The organism is Candidatus Dormiibacterota bacterium (assembly GCA_035544955.1).
In the GTDB taxonomy this organism is placed as follows: domain Bacteria; phylum Chloroflexota; class Dormibacteria; order CF-121; family CF-121; genus CF-13.
In genome coordinates this window covers 221,822-243,825 of the sequence record DASZZN010000009.1, presented here as the reverse complement: position 1 = coordinate 243,825, position 22,004 = coordinate 221,822, and the positions used below count along the sequence as shown (strand labels likewise).

General features: G+C 65.3%; 20 protein-coding genes. 9 read left to right on the top strand and 11 right to left on the bottom strand.

Features of this window, described 5'->3' with window-relative positions; genetic code table 11:
* Positions 1 to 91: 91 nt before the first annotated feature.
* From VHK65_03700 to VHK65_03685, 4 genes are all read right to left on the bottom strand, one after another.
* Positions 92 to 1,156 (bottom strand): glucose-1-phosphate thymidylyltransferase, encoded by a 1,065-nt coding sequence (locus VHK65_03700; protein HVS05253.1) that lies wholly within the window; start codon positions 1,154 to 1,156, stop codon positions 92 to 94.
* Positions 1,153 to 2,436 carry a glycine--tRNA ligase gene (locus VHK65_03695; protein ID HVS05252.1) on the bottom strand — a complete coding sequence of 428 codons (1,284 nt, stop codon included), beginning with the start codon at positions 2,434 to 2,436 and terminating at the stop codon, positions 1,153 to 1,155. The genes VHK65_03700 and VHK65_03695 overlap by 4 nt, the downstream gene beginning before the upstream one ends.
* Positions 2,437 to 2,495: 59 nt before the next feature.
* Positions 2,496 to 3,242, bottom strand: a complete 747-nt coding sequence (gene recO / locus VHK65_03690; GenBank protein ID HVS05251.1) for a DNA repair protein RecO — start codon at positions 3,240 to 3,242, stop codon at positions 2,496 to 2,498.
* 64 nt (positions 3,243 to 3,306) lie between these two features.
* Complete coding sequence (locus VHK65_03685; GenBank protein HVS05250.1) at positions 3,307 to 3,657, bottom strand: type II toxin-antitoxin system PemK/MazF family toxin; 351 nt, start codon at positions 3,655 to 3,657, stop codon at positions 3,307 to 3,309.
* 353 nt (positions 3,658 to 4,010) lie between these two features.
* On the opposite strand from VHK65_03685, the gene VHK65_03680 reads away from it, so the two are divergent.
* From VHK65_03680 to VHK65_03670, 3 genes are read left to right on the top strand one after another with little or no spacing between them, the layout of a single operon-like run.
* Positions 4,011 to 5,138 (top strand): glycosyltransferase family 1 protein, encoded by a 1,128-nt coding sequence (locus VHK65_03680; protein HVS05249.1) that lies wholly within the window; start codon positions 4,011 to 4,013, stop codon positions 5,136 to 5,138.
* Positions 5,139 to 6,263 (top strand): DUF1972 domain-containing protein, encoded by a 1,125-nt coding sequence (locus tag VHK65_03675; GenBank protein HVS05248.1) that lies wholly within the window; start codon positions 5,139 to 5,141, stop codon positions 6,261 to 6,263.
* A 14-nt stretch (positions 6,264 to 6,277) separates the two neighbouring features.
* Positions 6,278 to 7,831, top strand: coding sequence for a hypothetical protein (locus VHK65_03670; GenBank protein ID HVS05247.1), 1,554 nt, complete (start codon positions 6,278 to 6,280; stop codon positions 7,829 to 7,831).
* 9 nt (positions 7,832 to 7,840) lie between these two features.
* On the opposite strand, the gene VHK65_03665 is transcribed toward VHK65_03670, so the two are convergent.
* Together VHK65_03665 and VHK65_03660 are read right to left on the bottom strand one after the other, a co-directional pair.
* Positions 7,841 to 9,298, bottom strand: a complete 1,458-nt coding sequence (locus VHK65_03665; protein HVS05246.1) for a hypothetical protein — start codon at positions 9,296 to 9,298, stop codon at positions 7,841 to 7,843.
* The gene (locus tag VHK65_03660) at positions 9,291 to 9,743 is read right to left on the bottom strand and encodes a hypothetical protein (GenBank protein ID HVS05245.1); all 453 of its coding nucleotides are present in this window, start codon (positions 9,741 to 9,743) and stop codon (positions 9,291 to 9,293) included. Before VHK65_03660 ends, VHK65_03665 begins: the two co-directional genes overlap by 8 nt.
* Before the next feature lie 50 nt (positions 9,744 to 9,793).
* Here VHK65_03660 and VHK65_03655 point away from each other — a divergent pair, with 50 nt between their 5' ends.
* Entirely contained in the window at positions 9,794 to 10,660 is an 867-nt protein-coding gene (locus VHK65_03655; protein ID HVS05244.1) for a glycosyltransferase family 2 protein, read from the top strand.
* Between the two features lie 3 nt (positions 10,661 to 10,663).
* Here the strand turns inward: VHK65_03655 and VHK65_03650 are convergent, their stop codons facing one another.
* From VHK65_03650 to VHK65_03640, 3 genes are read right to left on the bottom strand one after another with little or no spacing between them, the layout of a single operon-like run.
* Positions 10,664 to 11,353 (bottom strand): methyltransferase, encoded by a 690-nt coding sequence (locus tag VHK65_03650; protein ID HVS05243.1) that lies wholly within the window; start codon positions 11,351 to 11,353, stop codon positions 10,664 to 10,666.
* Positions 11,350 to 12,588, bottom strand: coding sequence for a glycosyltransferase family 39 protein (locus VHK65_03645; GenBank protein ID HVS05242.1), 1,239 nt, complete (start codon positions 12,586 to 12,588; stop codon positions 11,350 to 11,352). Before VHK65_03645 ends, VHK65_03650 begins: the two co-directional genes overlap by 4 nt.
* The gene (locus VHK65_03640) at positions 12,566 to 14,140 is read right to left on the bottom strand and encodes a bifunctional glycosyltransferase/class I SAM-dependent methyltransferase (GenBank protein ID HVS05241.1); all 1,575 of its coding nucleotides are present in this window, start codon (positions 14,138 to 14,140) and stop codon (positions 12,566 to 12,568) included. Before VHK65_03640 ends, VHK65_03645 begins: the two co-directional genes overlap by 23 nt.
* A gap of 73 nt (positions 14,141 to 14,213) precedes the next feature.
* Between VHK65_03640 and VHK65_03635 the strand changes: the two genes are divergently transcribed.
* Genes VHK65_03635 through VHK65_03615 form a run of 5 tightly spaced genes read left to right on the top strand, consistent with a single transcriptional unit; the run spans position 14,214 to position 19,453 of the window.
* On the top strand, positions 14,214 to 14,975 hold the full coding sequence (locus VHK65_03635; GenBank protein HVS05240.1) for a class I SAM-dependent methyltransferase: 762 nt from the start codon (positions 14,214 to 14,216) through the stop codon (positions 14,973 to 14,975).
* Positions 14,972 to 16,462 (top strand): hypothetical protein, encoded by a 1,491-nt coding sequence (locus tag VHK65_03630; GenBank protein HVS05239.1) that lies wholly within the window; start codon positions 14,972 to 14,974, stop codon positions 16,460 to 16,462. The genes VHK65_03635 and VHK65_03630 overlap by 4 nt, the downstream gene beginning before the upstream one ends.
* A 35-nt stretch (positions 16,463 to 16,497) precedes the next feature.
* A complete protein-coding gene (locus VHK65_03625) occupies positions 16,498 to 17,331 on the top strand; it encodes a glycosyltransferase family 2 protein (GenBank protein ID HVS05238.1) in 834 nt (277 codons plus the stop codon).
* On the top strand, positions 17,328 to 18,287 hold the full coding sequence (locus VHK65_03620; GenBank protein HVS05237.1) for a glycosyltransferase family 2 protein: 960 nt from the start codon (positions 17,328 to 17,330) through the stop codon (positions 18,285 to 18,287). Before VHK65_03625 ends, VHK65_03620 begins: the two co-directional genes overlap by 4 nt.
* Positions 18,284 to 19,453, top strand: a complete 1,170-nt coding sequence (locus VHK65_03615; GenBank protein ID HVS05236.1) for a glycosyltransferase — start codon at positions 18,284 to 18,286, stop codon at positions 19,451 to 19,453. Before VHK65_03620 ends, VHK65_03615 begins: the two co-directional genes overlap by 4 nt.
* On the opposite strand, the gene VHK65_03610 is transcribed toward VHK65_03615, so the two are convergent.
* Both VHK65_03610 and VHK65_03605 read right to left on the bottom strand, forming a co-directional pair.
* Positions 19,389 to 20,507 carry an O-antigen ligase family protein gene (locus VHK65_03610; protein HVS05235.1) on the bottom strand — a complete coding sequence of 373 codons (1,119 nt, stop codon included), beginning with the start codon at positions 20,505 to 20,507 and terminating at the stop codon, positions 19,389 to 19,391. The genes VHK65_03615 and VHK65_03610 overlap by 65 nt on opposite strands.
* Before the next feature lie 146 nt (positions 20,508 to 20,653).
* Entirely contained in the window at positions 20,654 to 22,000 is a 1,347-nt protein-coding gene (locus VHK65_03605) for a hemolysin family protein (protein HVS05234.1), read from the bottom strand.
* Positions 22,001 to 22,004: the final 4 nt, after the last annotated feature.

Sequence of the window (22,004 nt, the reverse complement as noted above, 5' to 3'; positions counted from 1 at the left end):
TGCCGCCGCGCCCGAGATGGCCGAACTCAGCAAGATCGTCGCAGCGATGGCGCCGGCGGCGAGGAAGCGCTGCATCCTTATATATAACGCGTCAGGCCAGGTCCACCTCCGAGTGGTCGCCCAGCATCAGGCGCAGGGCCTTCGGCAGGGCCGGCGTCCGGTGGATCAAGACCTCCTTGCCGATCAGGCTGCCCTCGATGCGGACCGGGGCATCGAAGATCTTGCTGTTCTCGAGCACGATCGAATGCTCGATCTCGCTGTTTTTGATCTCGACGCCGTAATAGATGGAAGTGAAGGGGCCGATGTAGGAGTTCTCGATCCGGGTCCGCTCCCCGATGATGGCCGGTCCTCGGACGACGCTGTTGACGATCTGCGCTCCCGCCTCGATCACGACCTTCCCGATCACTTTCGAGTCGCCGGAGACCTCCCCGTCGTTGCGCGCTTCGAGGCCGTCGAGCACGATGCGGTTGGCTTCGAGCATGTCTTCCAACCGGCCGGTATCCTTCCACCAGCCCGCGATGACGTGGGGCTCGACCCGCGCCTTGTTGTCCATCAACCACTGAATGGCGTCCGTGATCTCGAGCTCGCCGCGCGCGGACGGCTTGATCGCGTGCACCGCCTCGAAGATCCGGGAGGTGAACAGGTAGACGCCGACGAGGGCGAGGTCCGACTTGGGCTTTTTGGGCTTCTCCTCGAGGCTCACCACCTGGCCGTCCCGCAGCTCGGCCACGCCGAAGCGCTCCGGCGCCTGGACGCGGGCCAGCAGGATGAGCGCCTCGGGCCGGCTGGAGTGGAACCGGTCGACGAAGGCCGCGATGCCGTCGGGCACCAGGTTGTCGCCGAGGAACATGACGAACGGATCATCTTTCAAGAAGGACTGCGCCTCCTTCACCGCGTGGGCGAGCCCAAGTGGGGCCGTCTGCCGGATATAGGTGACGCGCGCGCCCCAGCGGCCCCCGTCGCCGACGGCCGCCCTGATCTCGGCTTCCGTGTCGCCCACGATCATGCCGACGTCGGTGATCCCTGCGGCCACGACGCACTCCAGCGCATAAAAGAGGATGGGCTTGTTCGCGATCGGCACCAGCTGCTTGGCGCTCGTGTGTGTGATGGGCCGCAGGCGAGTCCCCCTTCCCCCGCTGAGGATGAGAGCCTTCAGCGGAGCCGCTCCTCGAGGGCCTGGCGGAGGCCGGCGAGCGGCACCCGCACCTGTGTCATCTCGTCGCGCGAGCGGATGGTCGCAGCCTGGTCGTTGATCGTATCGAAGTCGATGGTCACCGCGAAGGGCGTCCCGATTTCGTCCTGACGGCGGTAGCGCTTGCCGATCGACTGCGTGTCGTCGTACTCGGTGCGAAAGTGCGGCCGCAGCTCGTGCTCGACCCGTTGCGCCGTCGCCAGCAGGGGCTCTTTCCTGGAGAGCGGCAGGATGGCGACCTGCACCGGCGCGATCGACGGATGGAAGCGCAGCACGACACGCTGCTCATCCCGCACTTGTTCTTCGTGATAGGCGTCGATCATCACGGTGAGCATCGTCCGGTCGACACCGGCGGATGGCTCGACGACGTGGGGCACATAACGCTCGCGGATGAGGTCGTCGAAGTAGGTCAGGTCCTTGCCCGATGCTTGCTGATGAGCGGTCAGGTCATAGTCGCCACGGGCTGCGATCCCTTCCAACTCCGACCAGCCGAAGGGGAACTGGTACTCGACGTCGAACGCTCCGCGCGCGTAGTGCGCCAGCTCGTCCTTGCCGTGGGCGCGCAAACGGAGGCGATCCCGGCGGATGCCGAGGGCCAGGTAGAAGTTGAGACGTTGCTCCTTCCAGTACTCGAGCCATTTCATCTCGTCCGCCGGTGGAACGAAGTACTCGAGCTCCATCTGCTCGAACTCGCGCAGCCGGAAGATCGAGTTCCCCGGGGTGATCTCGTTGCGAAAGGCTTTGCCGATCTGCGCGATACCGAATGGCGGCCGCATGTGGGTCGAATTCAGGATGTTCGCGAAGTTCACGAAGATGCCCTGCGCCGTCTCCGGCCGCAGGTAGATCTGCGTGCTCGAATCTTCGGCCGGACCCATGAACGTCTTGAACATCAGGTTGAACTGCCGGGCCTCGGTGAACTCACCGCCGTCCGTCTCGTGGCGCGGCCCGTTCACCTGGTCGGCGCGGAACCGCTGGTGACATTTCTTGCACTCGACGAGGGGGTCGGTGAAATTCTGGACGTGCCCGGATGCGACCCACACCTTCGGGTTCATCAGAATGCCGGCGTCGATGCCGACCACGTCGTCACGCAGCTCGACCATGGCGCGCCACCAGGCACGCTTGATGTTGTTGCGTAAGGCCACCCCCAGCGGTCCAAAATCCTGGACGCCCTGGATGCCGCCGTAGATCTCGCTCGACTGAAAGAAGAAGCCCCGCCGCTTCGCCAGCGACACCAGCTTTTCCATGATCTCCCTCCCCCCTTGCGGGGGAGGGTTAGGGTGGGGGGTCTCCGGTTCGGTCGCCATCAGCGGATGGTCCGGATGAATTCGATGCTCTTCAAGTGGCGGTCGAGATGGTATTCGAGCTGCGCCTCGAGCGCCTGCTCGACCTCGTGCAAGAGCTCGCTGGACAGCCGGAGCCGGTCATAGAGCTCTCGCTGGCCGGCCGCCATCAAGCGCAGGACTTTCAGGCCGTTCACCGAGACCGGCGAGCCGGCCTGGTCGTCCGCACCGCAGGAGCTGCAGAGCACGCCACCGAGCAAGGGCGAGAACCAGCCCGGCGCCTCGGGCAGCACGGCGGCACAGCTGGGGCAGTCCTGCAGCTGCGGCAGGTAACCCAGCACGTCGAGCATACGCATCAGGAACCACGCCCCATCGGCGCGCGGCGAGCGCTCGAGGACATTCAGGTCAGCAAGCGTCACGACGACGAGGTCGAAGATCTCATCGACCGGGTGGCGATCCTCCAGGACTTTGTCGACCACCTCGGCGACAAGGCAGGCATATGCCGTCCGTTGCAGGTCACCGCTGATGTTCCTCGTATCGCCACGGCGCTCCGACTGCGCCACGACGTCCAGGTTGCGGCCCTTCGCCAGCATCATCTGCGACCGGGTGAAAAGGTCGAGGCCGCTGCCGCTTCGCGCCTTCGCGCGCCGCGATCCCTTGGCGATGGCCGCCAGCTTGCCGTGCTCGCGCGTCAGTAACGTCAGGATGCGATCGGCTTCTCCGTAATCCAACCGGCGCAACACGATCGCGTCGGCCTGGTAGGTCGGCATTGCTGCATTCTACGGAGGGTCCGTCGCAGGTCCCCAGAAGCGATGTGACTCGAGCGGCTCCCGGCTAGAGATCCAGGTGCAGTCGCAGGGCCTCATCGATCTGCGGCATGATCGCACCGGGAACCAGGCCGATCGGCTCGCCCAGACGTTCGACCGATATGGACCTTACCTGCTCAGCCTGGGCCTTTGAGTCCTGCCGCAAGCCGGTAGCAGCCGCTGGAAGCAGCACTTGAAACGGATAAATCCGCCGGATGTTCGACGTGATGGGAAGTACGGTGATGACGCCGCGCCCCAGGCGGGCCGCGACGGCATTTGCTCCGTCATTGCTAACGATCACAGCTGGGCGGCGCTTCTTCGCTTCAGTGCCACGACCAGGATTAAAGTCGACAACCCGTATCTCACCGCGACGCATCAGGACGGAAGTCCGTCAGCGGAGGTAGATCCCCACGGCTCCTCATCGCCGCTAGCCGCCCATTCACGCCAGGCCTCCTCGTAGGCCGCTCCCAATCTTGAAGCACGCAGCAATCGCACAGCCTTGTGGATGACAGCCGACCTCGAGTCATACCCCTCCTGCTTGGCGTATTGATCGACGAAGACAAGATCGTCCTCGGGCAAGCTCACGCTCACTTTCATACCTGCATCCTACCATGAGTAGCATCTAAGTAGCAAAACCGGGGAGGTCACTCTGTGGGCCTGTGCGCGAGTCGAACGCCGATCCGGCGGAGACTATCCTTGGCAACGGATGGGCCACGCCTGCTGCGGTCACCGGTGAGGATCGCCGTCGACGCTCACATGGTGGGCGAACGGGAGACCGGGAATGAGACCTACATCCTCAACCTGCTGCGCGGGCTGGCCTCGCTCCCCTCGGAGGACCGGTACCAGGTCTTGACGCCGCGCCCCGACGAGCTGAGAGCCATGCTCACCTTGCCCGAACGGTTCGAGCTGGTCCGCATCTGGCCCAGCCAGGCGCTGTTGCGCATCCCCATTGCCATGCCCCGCGCCGTGCGCCGGCACCGCTCCGACATCCTGCACGTGACCTACGTGGCGCCGCCTGCCGCCCGATGCGCGACTGTCGTCACTGTGCACGACCTCTCCTTCGCCGTTTATCCGCAGGCTGTCCCCTGGCGCACCCGCCTCATCCTGACGCCCCTGGTCCCGCCCTCGGTGCGACGGGCTTCGAGGGTGATCGCGATTTCGGAGCACACCCGCGCGGACCTCATCCGACGATACCGGCTCGCCCCTGAGAAGGTCGCGGTCATCCACCTTGCCCCCTCCAGCGCGTTCCGACCGCTCCCCGACGCGCGCCACCAGGCCCTCCCCGGCGGTGTGAGCGATCCCTTCATCCTGGCTGTCGGCAGCCTCGAGCCGCGTAAGAATCTCCTACGCCTGATCGACGCCTTTGCCTCGCTCGTGAGCGATGTGCAATTCCCAGGAAAGCTGGTGCTGGTCGCCAGGCAGCAGCCCGCGGCCCACCCCCTCGTGCGCGCGCTCCGACGTCATGGGCTTGAAGATCGCGTGGTCTTCACCGGCTACCTCAGCGAGGCCGCGCTGAACCTCTTGTACAATCGAGCCGCACTCTTTGTCTATCCGTCCCTGTACGAAGGGTTTGGCCTTCCCCCGGTCGAGGCGATGGCCTCCGGATGCCCGGTGGTGGCAAGCTCGGCGTCGGCCCTGCCCGAAACGCTGGGGAACGCGGCAGTCCTCGTCGATCCCACCTCGACGAGCGCACTCGCAGGGGCGATGCGTTCCGTCCTCGAGCGCGACGACCTGCGCCGGGAGCTTCGAGAGAAAGGCCTACGCCGCGCGGCCAGCTATTCGTGGGAGAAGGTTGCCCGCCAGACCCATGCCGTTTACGCCGAGGCGCTCAACGCCAGTCTCTCGCCGGTCACGAGCTGAATGCGGCTGACCATGCTGGGCACCCGTGGTGTGCCGGCCTCTTACAGCGGCTTCGAGACCTGCGTGGAACAGGTCGGCAAGCGGCTCGTGGCACGCGGTCACCGCGTGCTCGTCTACTGCCGCGCCGGACAACCTGGCGCCGCGGGCAGCACCTATCTCGGGATGGAGCGGGTCGTCCTGCCCGCGGTGCGGACCAAGGGTCTCGAGACGCTCACGCACTCGGCCCTGTCGACGGCGCACGCGCTGATCCGCGACCACCCCGATGCGGCTCTCATCTTCGGCGTCGGCAACGCCGTCTTCGCTCGGGCGTTCCGCCTGGCCCACATCCCGGTCGCGATCAACGTCGACGGTGCGGATTGGGCGCGGCGAAAGTGGGGCGGATTGGGACGCCGCTACCTCCGATGGTCGGAGGGTGCCGCTGCCAGGATGGCTAACGCGGTCATCGCCGATTCAAACGCCGTCGCCACCTACTACGAGCGCGAGTATGGGAGGCAGTCCACTTTTATCCCGTATGGCGCCGAGGTGCCGTCCGCCGTTGGCACGCAGACGCTTCAAGCCTTCGGGCTCAAGCCGCGCGGCTATTTCCTCGCCGTCGGGCGCTTCGTTCCGGAAAACGGCTTGCACAATCTGATCGCCGCCTATGCGAAGGTTGCGCCGTCGCTTCCCTTCGTCGTCGTCGGCGATGCCCCCTACAGCGAGGACTACAAGCGGGAGCTTCGGAAAATCGCCCCGCCCGGCGTGATTTTCACCGGGTATCAGTTCGGCGACGCCTACCACGAGCTGAGCGCGAACGCCTTTGCCTATCTCTTCGGCGCCGAAGTGGGCGGGACCCACCCGGTACTGGTGGAGCAGCTTGCGCACGGCAACTGCGTCATCGCGCGCTGGACGGAAAGCAATGCGGAGGTGGCTGCCGATGCGGCGATCATGTTCCGCGACCCCAAGACCGAGCTGCCGGGGGCGATCGAATCCGTGCTGCGCGATCCGCCGCTCGTCGACCGGATGCGCGAGCGGGCACGCAATCGCGCCCAGGCCTACTCCTGGGATCGCATCACCGACGAGTACGAGATACTCCTCGCGGGGCTGACGGGTTCGACGGTGCGCGGAGCCACCTCGGGCGCTGCCTGAGAGGGGCGGAAAGCTTGGCCGACGATCCTCTGCTGCCTGACCCGGGACCACCGGACCTGGCGCGCAAGGTGGCCGCCGGTGCGGGCTGGGCCCAGGTGTCTCGGATTGCCGAGGTGCTGACCTCGCTCGCCCTCAGTCTCGTCCTGGTGCGCGCGCTCGGCCCGGATAACTTTGGCCAGTACTCCTTCCTTGTCAACGCCGCAACCTTCACCGCCATCGCACTCAGCCTGGGATTTCCCGAGACGGTAATGCGCTACGTATCGTCCCTGCTCGCGCAAGGCGCGATCGACAGGGTTGGCTTCGTTGTCCGCCGGCTGGTGCTCGTCCGGCTGCTCGTCTACGGGGGCGCCGTCGTCGCGCTGGGCCTCTTTCATGGCCCCCTGGCCGGTGTCCTCCACCTCCCGCTCGTCGACCGCTACTGGACCGCGATCGCGGCCCTCCTCGTCAGCCAGGGGGCGATCGAGTTCACGACCTCGTACGCCTATGCGCGCCTACGTGCGCGTGACGTCGCGATCGCCCGCACGGTCGGCCAGCTAGTGGCGCTGGCATTCTTCGTGGCGGTCGTCGGGATGGGCCTGAGCAGCCCGGTCTCGGCCAGCCTGACGGTCGTGATCTCCTACCTCGCGGCGACGGTCATCCTTCTGTTTCGCGGCCTCGGGCAGATGCTCTTCAGGGGACCGGGCGCGAGGACGGCTCTTGCACCGATCGCCGGATTCGCGGTCGCCGCCTGGGGAGCTACCGTATTTAACCTGGGCCTCGCGGGCCAGATCGACGTGATCTTGCTCAGCGCCCTGCGCCGCGACCCCGCGCAGATCGCCTATTACGCCGTAGCCACGCTGATTTTCGTCAAACTCGGCCAGCTGCTCAGCGGATGGGCGGGGACGGCGATCTCCAGCTTCGCTGAGGTGCAGACTCGCCGCGGACCGGAAGGCGTTCGACCCTTCTTCGGCGTGTATGTCCGCGTCCACCTCCTGCTGGCGCTGGTTGTCTACCCACCGCTCATCCTGCTGTCCGGTGTGATCACCCGACGCGTTTTCGGGCCGGGGTACGCGCCTGCCGCGCAGCTGATGGCGATCTACGGTGGCTTCTGGCTCATCTCCAGCTTCCTCGCCGCGGGGATTCCGCTTTCATCGATGCTCGCAACCGGATCGCAGCGCCAGGCGCTGGTCATCCGCGCCACAACCGGCGGCCTCAATGTCGTCCTCGATATCGCCCTGATTCCGCCACTCGGCGCTCTGGGCGCGATCGCCGCGACTGGAACAGCGAACGTGATCGCCCATCTCAGTGATTACTTGGTGGCGGCGCACCGGATCCGGGCCCGTTATCCCTGGTCGTTCGCGCTTCGGCTCGCTGTCGCGGCCGGGGTGGCGTCGGTCCCCGGGCTCGTCTTTCGTCCCGCCAACGTGACCGGCGCACTCATCGTTACGGCGCTGTATCTCATCCTGTTTGCCGCGGGTCTGTTCGTCTTGAAGCCGCTAACGGCCGCGGACACCGCGCTCGCCGCCCGCTTCAGCCGGAGGGCGAGCATCGTGGTCGGGCGGCTGGTCGGCCCGGGCAGAACCCGTTGAGCATCCGAGTCACCGGGCCGCACGTTCGACATTGGCCGCGTTGTTCGTTGGCTTGACCGTTGCATCCTGCACGGCCGCCTCGGGTTGACCGAGCGTGATCGCCAGCAGCAGGAGGATGGATGGAGCCAGCTGCAGGAACAGGCGACCAAGCGTCGTCGACAGGATGTAGTCCAGGTCGTAGGGGGTCAGCAAGTACGCGATGAAATAGGCGGCGATCTGGCCGGCCACCGCCGCGTAGACCCATCCACTGATCCGCGGCCGCCGGATGAACAGCAGCAGGCTTGCCAGGACGAAGCTGACGGCAATCCACGGGTAGTCAAGGGCGAAGGTCGCTAGCGGGCGGGTGCCTCGAACAATCTGCACGGCCCTGCCGGGGAGGGCGGCCAGCAACTGGCCCCACTGGCGGTGGCTGAGCACCGCGTGGTCAAACCCCCGGCTCCTGATGTAAAGCTGCCACAGGACAACCGGGGCCAGGGCCAGCAGACCGGTCGCGAGAAGACGGGGTTCGATCGGGGGGAGCGCCCGAGACGCGGCGAGCTTGCGGGCGAGTCGGTAGCCGAGTAGCAGCAGAATGATCGCGAGGAAGCTCAACCCTTCATTTTTCGTGAGGGCTGCCATCGCCGCCGCGATCATCGCGAAGAGGAGCGACACACCGTCGTCGGCACGCACGCCATCGAACAGGTAGATCAGCGCGACCAGCATCCAGATTCCAAAGGGGTAGTCAGCCCAGCCCATGTAGTGGGAGCTGAAGAGAGCAAAGGAAAAGATCGGCATCGCGACGAGGAGGAAGCCGAACAGGACGGTGAGCACGCGGCTCATCAGTGAGCGCACCAGGGCGAGAAAGCTCGCGGTCCCGACGACGAAGAAGAGGAAATTCACCGACTTGCCGAAAATATCGTCGACCCGACCCATCAGCACATAGAGGGTGCTGACCATCAGCGAGAAGAGCGGCGGGTAGTCGAGGTTGCGGTAAACGTCGTCGGGGGCGACCGGCCTCAAATCGACGGCGTTCTGCGCGTAGTACAGCTTGGCTTTGTAAAGCCACATGGCGATTGCGTCGATCCCCGTAACCGGCTGCGTCACCAGGTTGAGCAAGTAGGTGAGGGCGAAGACCATGCCGGTAACCGCCAGTACGAGCTCGAGCGGCTCGAGCCGGGTTAGGGCGCGCCCAACCTGCGTCGCGAGCTCCCAATCGCCGACCAGGGCTGCCCAGAATCGGCGCCGGCTGAGGAGGACGAGGACCAACCACGGCAGGAGCAGCGTCACGCGGTTCCACGGCAGCCGCACGCTTCCGTAGAGCCACAGCTGTAGAGCAAGAATGCCAGCACCGATGAGCGGCGCTCCGGTAAGGAGCAGCGGACTCGGGTGCGTGGTCAAGCGGGCGACGAGCAGCCTGCCGACGACATACGAAATCGCAAGGTAGGCGATCAACGTCAGGATCGATATGACGATGTGTCCGTCAACCATTGTCGCGTCGATAGGTTGTCACGATGGCATCGGGATAGGCATCGGTGGAGACAGGCGTGAAGCCTGCCGGCGCCGGTGGCGGCTGCCCGGGACCCCGGACGAAAATGATCACATCCTCTCCGTAGTCGATTTTCGGGTCGTTTAAGAGGCCCAGCACGACCCGGCGTGGATAGAGGTAGTAGGTTGACCAGAAAAATGCCGTCGAATAGCCGGGCGCTGGCTCGCTCCAGATGACCGCCACCCGCGCCGTGCGGGGGATCGCCCGGTCAATCTTGAGAAGGCTCTGGTCGAAGCTCGTTCCAACCATCGACTGGGTCACACTGGGCGGCGTCTTCAACACCGTTCGGTAGTGTTCGTTCATCGTGGCGGTGCCCATGACGATGAGGCTTCGAATTGCCCATACAGCGACGAACAGGACCGTGACGCGATTGAGGAATCCGGCCATTTTGTGCGTAGAGCATAGCCAATGGTCCCGATTGCTAGACTGGGGCCGAGATGGCAGCCGCGGACGCTGAATCCGCCGGGATCAAGCCCGAGCTCGGTGTGATCATCCCGGCGTTCAACGAAGAGCGCACACTCGGTCAGGTGCTCCAGCGAGTCCTGCTTCAGCCCTGCGTCCAGCAGGTCGTCATCGTGGATGACTCTTCGACTGATGGAACGTTCCAGGTTGCCCAGACTTACGCCGGCGACCCGCGGGTTGAATGCGTCCGACATGCTTCCAATCAAGGCAAGGGCGCCGCGATCCGGACTGGGTTGTCCAGGCTCTCGGCACCGGTCGTGATCATCCAGGACGCTGACCTCGAATACGATCCGATGGAGTACGAGAGGATCATCGGGCCGATTCGCGAAGGACGGGCCGACGTTGTTTACGGAGTGCGCGGCTTCGCCAGCCACACCGCCTACTCCTACTGGTTCGTCCTCGGCAACCGTCTGGTGACCACGGCCACGAACGTCTTGTTCAACTGCTACATCCAGGACATGGAAACCGGCTTCAAGGCAATGCGAGCGGACCTCATGCGCCGTCTCAAGCTCTCAGCGCGACGATTCGAAATCGAGCCTGAGATCACCGGTCGCGTGCTGCGCCTTGGGTACCGAATTCACGAAGTTCCGATCACCTACTACGCGCGGAGCCGAGAAGAAGGGAAGAAACTCACCTGGCTGGACGGCGTGAAGGCCTTCGGCTCATTGATACGGATCCGGTTCACGCCGCGTCGATGGCTCTTCGGAAAAGACGACGACTACCATGTCGCGCGTCTCGCCGAGCTGGCGTCGGCGCCCCGCGTTCCGCCCGTCCCCGCTGAACGACTCGTCCGCCTAACCTCCGCCGAAGCGGCTCGAGAGCCCAACCAGATCACTCGTTAGCACTCAGACCTTGCTCGCCCACGCGGTCAGCGAGAGCCCGATGGGGAGTTCAAGGCGCCGATCGAACCAGCTCATGGCCGGCACAAGCCGATCGTAAATCGCCACTCCACCCAATTGCCGCCGACGTAACAGGCAATTGTTCACGGCCCAGCCAAGGGCGCCGACAGGGTTGCTTCTCCGGATCGCATGAACCTTGAAGGCCGCCGCATCGAGCTTGCTCCTCAACTCCGCCTTCGTGTATCTACGATAGTGCCCAATGGCTCGGTCGAAAGGGCTCATCAGGCGAGGATGGCTCGGGACGAGCAGGTTGAAGCGGCCGCCCGGCTCGAGGAGCGCATGGACAGCGGCCATGGCCTTCATGTCGTCATCAATGTGCTCGAAAACGTTCACGCTGACCGCCGAGTCAAACCGGTACTGACGCAACTCCTCGATGGAGTCTGTGATGTCATAAAGCCGGATCACGACGTTCGCCCGAGTCCGGTTCCGCTCGGCCGCCTCGCGGATGTACTCGGGGGAAACGTCGACCCCGACGACCAGGTCCCGATCCGCGAGGAATTGCGTGATCGTCCCTGTTCCACAGCCGATCTCGAGCACACGCTGGCCAAGGCCTGGCCGAATCCGCTCAAAAATCCATCGGTTATACCGATCGACCCCCTGGAGTGTCTCCAGGGTTCGTGCCGCAATATCCGTCACGCCAGCACCTTATTGCGCTGGCGACGCCGGGCAATGCTCGCGATGCTCATCAGGAGCGCCGCCAGGATCGAGAGCCAGCAGAGCAGTTCGAGGACGATGATGCCACCACGCCAATCGCCGATGACGTTCGAGTCCGCCAGGTACCAGGGGAACCCTTGCGACCAGAAGGTGTACACGGCGAATAGAAACAGACCGCAGGCCGCGTAGACGGCGATCGTGGCGGTGCGCCCGAGGGCGACGACCCAGGGGACGGTCCATGCCAGGTATTGCACGCCGAAGCCCGGCGTCAGGCCAAGGAAGAGGAAGACACTCAGCCCGGCCTGCATGAATGGCGGTGGCCGCCGCGGTGAGCGGTTGAGCCACCAGGCGATCCCCGCGATCACGACCAGCAAGGCCACCCCGCCCCATCGCACGTAGGCCTTTTCGACGATGCTGAAGCCAGGTGGCAGCCAGCTCATCAGCCTGGTCACGCCCCAGTGACCGGCCAGGCTCGTGTAGCCCAGCGTATGGCGGGCGATCAGCAGGGGGTCTTCGACCAGGTAGGGCAGGGACCCGACGACGACGGTCAGGACGGCGGCCGCGAGGAATTTGCCGCGTTGGCGGGAGCCGACGAAGGCGAAGAGGATCGCCGGAAGGAAGATGAGGGCCGCGACCTTGATGTTCAGGCTCATGCCGGCGGCGATTCCTGCCGCCCAGGGCGATTGCCGGTCCAGGAAATAGATCGAGAGCAGGACGAAGAAGATCATCACCGGGTCAGTATTGCCGTGAAAGCCCGAGATCATGATCGAGGCGGGTGCCATTGCCAGGAGCACCAGCGTCGAGGTCCGCACCTGGAGGCCCTCCCGCTGGGCGATGCGATAGACCAGGACGAGGCTCCCCAGGTCAGCGGCAATTGCGGGGAGGCGTAGCCAGAACTGGAAGGGCAGGCCGCTGATGCGGGTAGCGCCTCCGATGCCATAGAGGAAGGTGATGATGAACGGCGGGTGGTTGAATTGCGGATCCATCTGGTAGAGGCCAATGCCACCGAACCGGTGGGCCTCGTGGAGGAAGTTCCGCCAGGCGAACATATCGTTCGTGCCGAAAGTGGTGGCGTCGATGACGATCTTGACGATCAGCCCAAGCACGGCGGCGGCGGTGATCAGAAGAACTCGCGGGCCCAGCGCACGCAGCCGGTGCAGACCGCGGGCGAGCGCGGCGTCCTCGGGGGAAACGCTAGCCGACGCGGGCCGCCTCACCGACCGTCGCCGTGTAGAGCTCCTCGAGGCTCGGCAGGCGTCGTGCGATCATCACGTAGTTGTAGGCGAACAGGCCTGGCAGGATTCTCGCCAGCGTTCCCAGGAACGAATCGAGCAGGCGAAAGGCGCCCCGATCCGAGATCAGGTCCCGGATGGGAGGACCAAAGCCACGGACTTCCTCGACGGCAAACCCGTAGGTCCGCAGCAGCCGCCGAAAGGACCGGACCGTGAACAACCGCTTGTGCGTCTTGTCGAGGATGCCTCGCTTTCCGTAATTGAAGATCCCAAGCAGCAGGAGCCCGCGCACGATGAAGTAGCCAATGTTTGCCGTGCTTGCGACCAGGCGCCCGTCGGGCTTGAGCACGCGCGCGATCTTCTGGACGGCCGCCTCCGGTTCATTGAGATGCTCGATGACGTCGAGGGCGATCACGGTATCGAATTGGTTCGGCCCGAAGAAAGCGTCGAAGTCGGCATCGAGATCGTAGGCGACCGCTTGAGCCGTCCCACTGTGCGCCGGCGCGGTCGCATCGACCGCGACCACGCTTGCTCCGCGCTTGGCGATCTCGGCGCTGATGTAGCCGGCAGCGGCCCCGAGGTCGAGGACCCTCTGCCCCGGCCCGGTATTGCGGCGGAGGACGTACTGGTGGAGCGAGTTGGGGGCCCGCTTGAAGAAGTAGGTTTCGGTGTCGAACAGGGAAAAATCGAGCAGCGGGTCATACAGGAGGCCCATCGTGAAGAGCCGGTATTTCACAACTGCCTTCGCGCAATCCCAGGCGTATCGCACCCCGTTGACATGGCAAACCTCGTCACCGTAGTGGGTCGGGATCGGAACCTCGACGATGCGGCTGTGGGCGGAGAGCAGCTGAATCAGGATCTCGGTATCGAAGTGGAAGTCGTCGCTGTCATATCGGTAGGGGACGCGGCGCAGGTTGGCTACCCGGAAGGCGCGGTACCCGGTGTGAAATTCCGAAAGGCGCCTGGAGAGGACGAGATTCTCGAAGGCCGTCAACACCTTATTACCCAGCCATTTGTACAGCGGCATGCCACCACGCAGAGCGTCTCTTGGCTTGAGCATCCGCGACCCGAGCACGGCGTCCACCCGGTGATCCTTGAACGGGGCAAGTAGCTCCGGGATGAGTTCGGGCGGATACTGTCCGTCGCCGTGCAGGAGCACGACAAAATCGAAGCCGCGGTCGATGGCATAGGAGTATCCGATCTTCTGGTTTCCGCCATAGCCGCGGTTCATGGGTGTCCGAAAAACTCGAAGGTTGGTCAAGCCAAGGGTCTTGCCGGCTGCAACGGCGGCGTCGTAGGTGTTATCGGTCGACGAGTCATCCAGCACAAAGATCTCGGTGAGGTTGTGGACCACATCCGCCGGAATGCGCGACAGCAGTCGTTCGATGTGTCGCGCGGCGTCGTAGGCGACGACCATCAAGCCGACGCGGTGCTGTCGCAGCACCTCGATGCCGGTCGAACGCGAACCGCTCGGGCTTGCGTCGGACTCCGCCGATGGCGCTGCATCGACCGTTGCGACGGCGCGAGGCTCCGACATATCCCGTCTGCCAGCATAGCATCGGGTGCTTGTACGACCCCCTCTATTCGGCAGCCATAATTGGACAGTGCCCATGTTCAACCGGGACGAGTTTATTTACGTCGGGCGCGTGGCGGCCACGGCAGAGGATTCTCGCTACCGGCTGGCGCGGCTGACGCGTGAGAGCGCGGCGGTGCTCGACGTCGGATGCGCCGTCGGGTACATCGGCGAGTTCCTGCGCCGCAGCAGCCCACCGCGCTGGCTCGCGGGCATCGAGATCGATCCGGGCGCGGCTGACAAGGCGCGGCCGCACTACGACCAAGTCATCGTGGGCAGCATCGACGACCCGGCGGTCTGGACCCAGCTCCGCCGGCAGGTCGATGCCATGATCTTCGGCGATGTGCTCGAGCACACGGCAGACCCGGTGATGGTGCTTCGGATGGCGCGGCCAAAGCTCTCGGATGACGGCCTGATCGTGGTGTCGATTCCCAACATCGGCCACTTCAAAGTACGGTTGCGCCTGCTCCTCGGGAAGTTCGACTATGAGGATTGGGGCATCATGGATCGGACCCACCTGCGTTTCTTTACGTTGAAGACGGCCCAGGAGATGTTGCGCCAGGGGGGCTTCACCGTCGTCCATCGTGAGGGTGTCCACGGGTACCCGCTGTCGGAAGGGCTCAACCGCGTTACCCGGGTCTGGGCCCGGTCCAAGCGACGGCTGCGGGCCTGGCTCACCGGGCTGCGTCCATCGGTGTTCGCCTACCAATTCATCCTGGTTGCGGTCCCGGCACCGACGACAGTCCCTACGGCGCAGCCGGCGGCCGAAGCGGCTCGCGAGGAAGCTGGACAGAAATGAGCGCGCCCCGGACGCTTGCCTGGGGGTCGCTCGACGAACCTGAAGCGTCCACGCCGGAGGATCGCCGGCCGATGTCGACCGAGCTGCTGAGACTCCTACCTCTCGTCATTTTGGTGGGAGCCGTTTCCGCCGACAGGTTCGGCATCCGCTGGCACGGCATCAACCTCCGGCTGGAGCTGATCGTCGCGGTCGTGCTGGCCGTCTGGGCCATCGTGACCTGGCGCATCGCCCCGGTGCGCATCGGCCTGATCGAATACTGCCTCGCCGGCTGGCTGGCCGTTGGGGCGTTCTCGTCCCTCGTCTTTTCACCGGCGCCGCGGGAAAGTCTGCGTCTGACGCTGGTGCTGGTCGGCATGGTCGCCCTCTACGGCCTGGCGGTTGTCTTCATTCGTACTCGGGCGGACCTCGTTCGCGCCGCCCTCGTCTGGATCGCGGTTGGGACGATCGTGGCGGCCATCGGCATCGTTGAGGCGATCCTGTACGCCCTGGTCGACTCGCACGTCGGCATCGCCTTCGACGGCACGGCCGCGGGCAACCTTGTGATCATTGCTCCGCGGGTCGCGAGCACGATGTGGGAACCCAACATCTTCGCCAGCTACCTGCTGACCGTCTGGGCGCTGGCGTTTGCACTCAGCCTGTCCCCGGGCGCGCAGACACGCGGGCGAACATGGGCTCTGCGGATCGCGATGGGCATCATCGTCGCCGGGCTCGTGATCAGCACGACGCGCGTCGTCTGGGTGGTTGGACCACTACTGATGCTTTCCATGCTGGCGTTCGCGCTGAGGCGGGGATTGTTTGGGCGGCGCAGGCGCCTGGCCGACTTCGTCAACCCCAGCCTGGCGGGAATCGCCGTCGGCCTGGCGCTGGCGACGGCAATGTCGGTCGTCGATTGTCCAATGGCCGCCCCAGGCTCGAGCCAGCCCGCAGCGGCGATACCCACAGTCGGCGCGGGGCCGGCATCTGGGCCACCACCCGCAACCTCCAACCCAACCCAGGCTCCGGGATGCGTCAAGGGTGGTTCCGTCTTCATGCAACACGGACGAGGCTTCTTCCAGGCGGGGAGCACGTCGTCGCTCACGGGCCGATTCGAGGTCGCCCGACTCGCCCTGAACGGCTGGCTGCATCGCCCCGTTTTCGGCAATGGGACGGGCTCGTATGTCTACCTCCTTGGAGCGACGTCCGGCGGCTGGATCGGGAATCTCCCGCTCCACATTCTTTTCGATACGGGCATCGTGGGGTTCCTGTTGCTTCTCGCGGCGCTGGTTGCCGCCGCCCGGCCCGCGTTCCGTGCGCTGGGCTCGGCCGTGGTGACCTGGGAGACGACGCACTACATCCTGTTCGGCCTCGTAGCCGCCGCGCTGGCGCTGCTCGTGACCTATGAGTTCACCGACGGGACCTGGCTCGGGTTTACCTGGGTCTTCTTCGGAATGCTCGTCGCCGGCGGGCGGCTAACCAGAGGGATCGGCCAGCGGTTACGGTCTGCGTAGTCAACTGGAATTCTGGAGACGACCTCTCCAGGTGCGTGCGCGCCCTGTCCGAGAATACCCGCTCCCCGTGGCAGCTGCTGGTCATCGACAACGCCTCGAGCGACGGCAGCCTGGAACGGTTCGACGCCGGCGGCGTGCCTACGCGGATCATCAAGAACACGAAAAACCTGGGATTCGCGGCAGGCGTCAACGCCGCCCTGGCGCTGGTCGAGACCCCTTTTGCGCTGCTACTCAACCCGGACGCCTTCGTGCATGCCGGCTGCGTGGACGCGCTGCTGGAGCGGGCGGTCACCACTCCAAAAGCAGCCGCCGTGGGCGCGGGGCTTCGAAATCCTGACGGCAGCCTGCAGCCGGCCTCCCGCAACGAGCCCTCCCCCCTCACACACCTCATCGAGGCCTTTCGCCTCTATCGAGTGCTCAAATACGTGCCGGGGATCGGACGCTGGTACCTCCTGCTCTCGAAGCAAGACGCCCCCCGCGAGGTCGATTGGGTGGTCGGCGCCTGCATGCTGGTGCGCCTCGCCGCCGTCTCGGAGGTGGGGCCCTTCGACGACCGTTACTTCATGTACGCGGAAGAACTCGATTGGTGCGTGCGCGCCCGGCGCGCCGGCTGGCAGATCTGGTTTGAGCCGGCCGCGGTTGCGACCCATCGCCTGGGCGGCAGCTCGCGACAGAACGAGCTGCCCCTGATGATCGAAAGCTACCGCAGCATGTACCGGTTCTACGCCACCTACTACCCGCGGTCCTGGACGATCGCCGCTCGCGGCATCACCCGCGCGGCCATGCTGGCCCGAAGCCTTGCCCTGGTATTTCGACGCGACCGGCGCCGGGCGCGGCTGGCCGCGTATCGCGAGATTGCGCGCCTGTGAGCGGCGGCGGCGCGACGGACCTGAGCGTGATCGTTGTCAACTGGAACACCTGCCGGCTGCTCGAGGCCTGCCTGCAATCCGTCGACGCGGCTCGGCACGACCTGGCGGTCGAGGTGTTCGTGGTCGACAACGGTTCGACGGATGGGAGCGTTGATCTCGTACGGCAGCGCTTCCGGGCCGTCGAGCTCATCGCCAATGCCAGCAATCGCGGCTTTGCCGCGGCCAACAACCAGGCGGTCGGACGAGCGCGTGGCCGCTACCTACTCCTGCTGAACTCCGACGCCGCCGTCGAGACGGACGCCTTGCGGACGCTGGTGGCGTATGCCGATGAGCATCCGGAGGCGGGCGTGATTGGACCCAAATTGCTGAATCCCGATGGGACCCTCCAGCCCTCGGGCGGCCGTTTTCCAACGCCGGCGTCGGCCGTGGCGTCACTGCTCGGACTCAATCGGCTGACCGGCCGGCCTCGCTACGGGACGCAGCGCGATTACTCCAAACCGGCCGATGTCGATGAGGTCTCCGGGGCCGCGATGCTGATTCGCCGCGGCGTCATCGACCAGATCGGCGGCCTCGACGAAGGCTTCGCCTGGGGCTACGAAGACGTCGACTTTTGCCTGCGGGCCCGCCGGGCCGGTTGGCGGGTGACCTACGTCCCGGCGGCTCGCGTCGTCCACCAGTGGGGAGCCAGCCAGCGGCTGGCGCCGGCACCCACCATCCTGAAGGCGATCGCCGGCCGCCGGCGCTATTTCGAGAAGCACTACGGGCGTTTGACGGCCAGCCTGATCATGGTGGCGACATTCGTGTCGCATCTGGCGCGCCTGGTGATTTTTGCGGTCGGCGGCCTCCGCAGCCGCGTCCTTCACGAGCGAGCGCAGACGGAGCTGGCCGTCCTGCGCAATTTCCCATCCGGAAATTTCCCCTCCCCCTCTGGGGGAGGGCAGGATGGGGGCGCGTGAAACTCGTGTTGGTGAGCGGATCGCTCCCCGCGGTCCGCTGCGGCATCGGCGAGTACACGGCCCGCCTGGCATCGCAGCTGGCACTCTCCCCCGGGATCACCGTGCAGGTCCTCACGACGAAAAATGCGCTCGTTCGACCCGAGGCGGTTGCCCCGGCTCAAGTCGTGCGGCTCGTCCCAGGCTGGTCATTGCCGTCCGTTATCAGGTGGGCCCGGCTGATCCACCGGCTCGCGCCGGACGTCGTCCACATCCAGTATCCGGCCGTCGGATATGAGCGAAGTCTGGGCGTCCTGTTTCTGCCGTTGGCGGTGCGCTGGCTGGCGCGGGTGCCGGTCGTGCTCACGATTCACGAGCGCAGCGAACGCCGCTGGCACGGACGGCTGGCGACGGATTTCATGGCGCTAACGTCGAGCCGCATCGTCGTCCCTGATCCGATCGAAGCCGAGGCGCTGCGCGGCCGGCTTCGTATTTTTGGAACGCGCGTCGATGTCACGCAGATGATCTCGACGATTCCCATCAACGGCGACGCGGATCGGGCGGCGTTTCGGGCTCGGCTCGGGCTTGCTCCGGGCGAGCTCCTGCTGGGGACCTTCGGCCTGATTCACCCGCGCCGCCGGCTCGAAGACATCATCGATAGCCTGGTGGCGTTGCGGCGCTCGACGGCCAGCCACCTGCTCATCGTCGGCGGCGAGGCCGACTACGACGCCCAGCGAGCTCGCGAATATACCGAGGTGCTGAAAAGAAAGATCGGCGACCTCGGCTTATCAGGTTCCGTGACGTGGCTCGGCTACGCCAGCTCCGCGGAAGTCTCCGAAGCGCTTCAAGCGTGCGAGGTTGCCGCCCTTCTCTACCGCGAAGGCGCGTCGCAACGAAACACGACGCTGGAAGCAGTGCTCGAGCACCGGCTGCCGGTGGTGACGACGGACGGGCCCGCGACGTCGGATTCGCTTCGCGCGACGCCGAATATTACCTTCGTCAGGGCCGGCGCCTATACGCCGGCGGACCTGGCACGGGCGATCCTATCGGCCGCTCGCACCGGCTGGGCCGACGCCGGTCAGCGCCCCGCCGGCTCGCGACTGTCCCAACAGGTCGAGGCGCACGTCAACCTGTATCGGGAGCTGATTCCCGCCCGGTCGGAGACCCCCAGCGGAGCCCCGCCCAGGTAACCCCCAGCAGCACCCAGAATTCCAGGCTCAGATCGTTCTTGAAATAGGGCACGTCGACCAGGCCGTGAATCACGATGCCGACGAGGGCCAGCAGGACGCCGAAATGCATCGCGCGCCACGGCCAGGCGCCGGTCCTCCAGCCGCGCCAGCTGGCACGGAATGCCGCATAGAGAAGCCAGCCGAACGCCGCCAGGCCGAGGAGGCCGGTCGCGCTCCAGAAGTTCAGCACGATGTTGTGCGGATAGATAAAACGGTCGATATGCGTCGCGTTCCAGTAGGGCCCCAGGCGCGTCTCGAAACCCGCCAGTCCAACGCCGGTGACGGGATAGTGCTGCAGCATCTGCAGGGTGGCACGCCAGAGATAGGAACGGCCGACCAACGTGTTGTTTCCGTCTGCCGGATTGATCTCGTGCGCGAGGCGGCTCGTTATCGGTGGGATCAGCGCAAAGATGATGGTGACCCCCACGGCGGTCGCCAGCAGGAGCCGCCGCCGGCGGCTCGCAAGCGCAAGTCCCACCCCGACGCCGAGCAGCGCCAGGTATCCGCCGCGCGATAACGTCAACAAGAAAGATGGCACGGCCAGCACCAGGTACGCGGCACTGGCTAAACGCGCGCTCCGCTCCCGACCGTAGGCCAGGATGCTGGCGGCGACGGCGATGACCGGCAGCAGGAAGAGCGCAACCGCGTTTTGGGTCTGATAGATCACAACCGGCGGCGTCCCGGCCAGGTCCAACCGGTGCGCCAGGATGGCCTGGATGACGACGAGGGCATTCGCGAGGCCCACGACCAGCGTGGCGACGCCGAGGCCGGCCAGCATCAGGAACGCTCGCCTGGCCTCGCGCACCACCATTCCGAGGACGAAGAAAAACGCGATCGGCTCGACGAAATAGGCCCGGTAAAGGCCGAGCGCGTCCCGGCGACTGGGGGCGACCACGACCGAGATCGCCCCGGCCAGGAGCAATAGCGCGGCCGGCCAGGTGAACGGGGTGCGCCATTCGAGCCGCGAGCGCTGCCGGATGGTCTCGATCGCGAAGACCACGACGGTCAAGATCACGGCATGCTCCAGCAGGGTGGTCGGATAGAAGCCGTAGTGCCAGCGGACGGTGTAGGCCGGTGCGAGCGCGCAGGTCGCGGCGGCAAACCACGTCGTCAGCGTGTACGCGGGCGCGGTCCGCGTTTCGCTCCCCCGCGCCGAAACGGCTAGGGCTCCCGTGTCGACTCGCGTCCGCGGGCGGTTTCCGGCGTGCTCGACAGTGTCGGCTCGTCCTGTGACGGCTCAGGGATCTGGAACGGCGTCTGGCTCTTGATCCGCACTTTCTTGATCCGCGTGCCCTGGACGGCCTCGACACGAAGGTCGGCATTGCCAAGCTTGAGCGTGGCGCCGACTTTGGGGGCGGCCCCCAATTGGTTCAAGACGTACCCGCCGATCGTGTCGTAGTCGTCAGCGGCGATGTTGAGTTTCAAGAGCTCGTTGACGTCATCGACGCTGACGCGCCCGTCCAGCACGACCTCGTTGGGCGAGATAAATTGAATCTCGTCCTCTTCGCCGATGTCGTACTCGTCCTGGATCGGCCCGACGATCTCTTCCAGAATATCTTCGATCGTGACCGCCCCCGCGGTGCCACCGTACTCATCGACGACGATCGCCATATGGACGCGATTCTTGCGCAGGTCGCGCAGCACGTCCTGGACTTTGTTCGATTCCGGGGTGAAGTAGGGCTTGCGGGCGATCTCACGCAGGGATTTCTTCTCGCCGCGCACCACCGCCCGAAGCAAGTCCTTGGCGTAGAGGACGCCGACGATGTGGTCCAGGTTGCCCTCGTAAACGGGGATCCTGGTATGGCCGTGCTTGGTGACCAGCTCGACGGCCTTCTCCACCGGCTCGTTGGCTTCGATGGCGACGAGGTCGGTGCGCGGCACCATGACTTCGCGGACGCGCATGTCGCCCATCTCGAAGATGCCGTGGATCATCTCGCGCTCTTCTTCTTCGAGGACGCCCTCTTCTTCGCCCACGGAGACCAGCATTTTCAATTCTTCTTCGGTGACGAACGGGCCTCGCACCTGGGCTCTGGCGCCCATGATCCGCAGGATCAATCGGGTAACCGCCGTGAGGACGAACACGATGGGCCGCATCACCCAGGTCGCCCAGGCGACCAGCCGGGCCATGCGCAGTGCCACCTTTTCGGCGCGCTGCAGTGCCAGGGTTTTGGGCGTGATCTCGCAGGCGACGAGCACCACCAGCGACAGCACGATGCTGACCGCCCACTCGGCGACACGTTCGTGATAGAGATGCAAGGCCAGAAGCGTCGCTGTCGACGAGGCCACGATGATCGCCACCGTGTTGACGATCAAGATGGTCGATAGGTAAGCGTTCGGATTCCGATGCAAGCGTTCGATCACGATCGCCTGCGGGACCTTCTGTTCAACGAGCTGCCGCAGCCGCACCCGTGAGATGGACGTGAGCGACGTCTCGGCCGAGGCGGCCAGCCCCGCCAGGACGAGCGCGATGACGATGATGATGAGCTCGAGCCAGGCCGTGGTGTCCAATGAG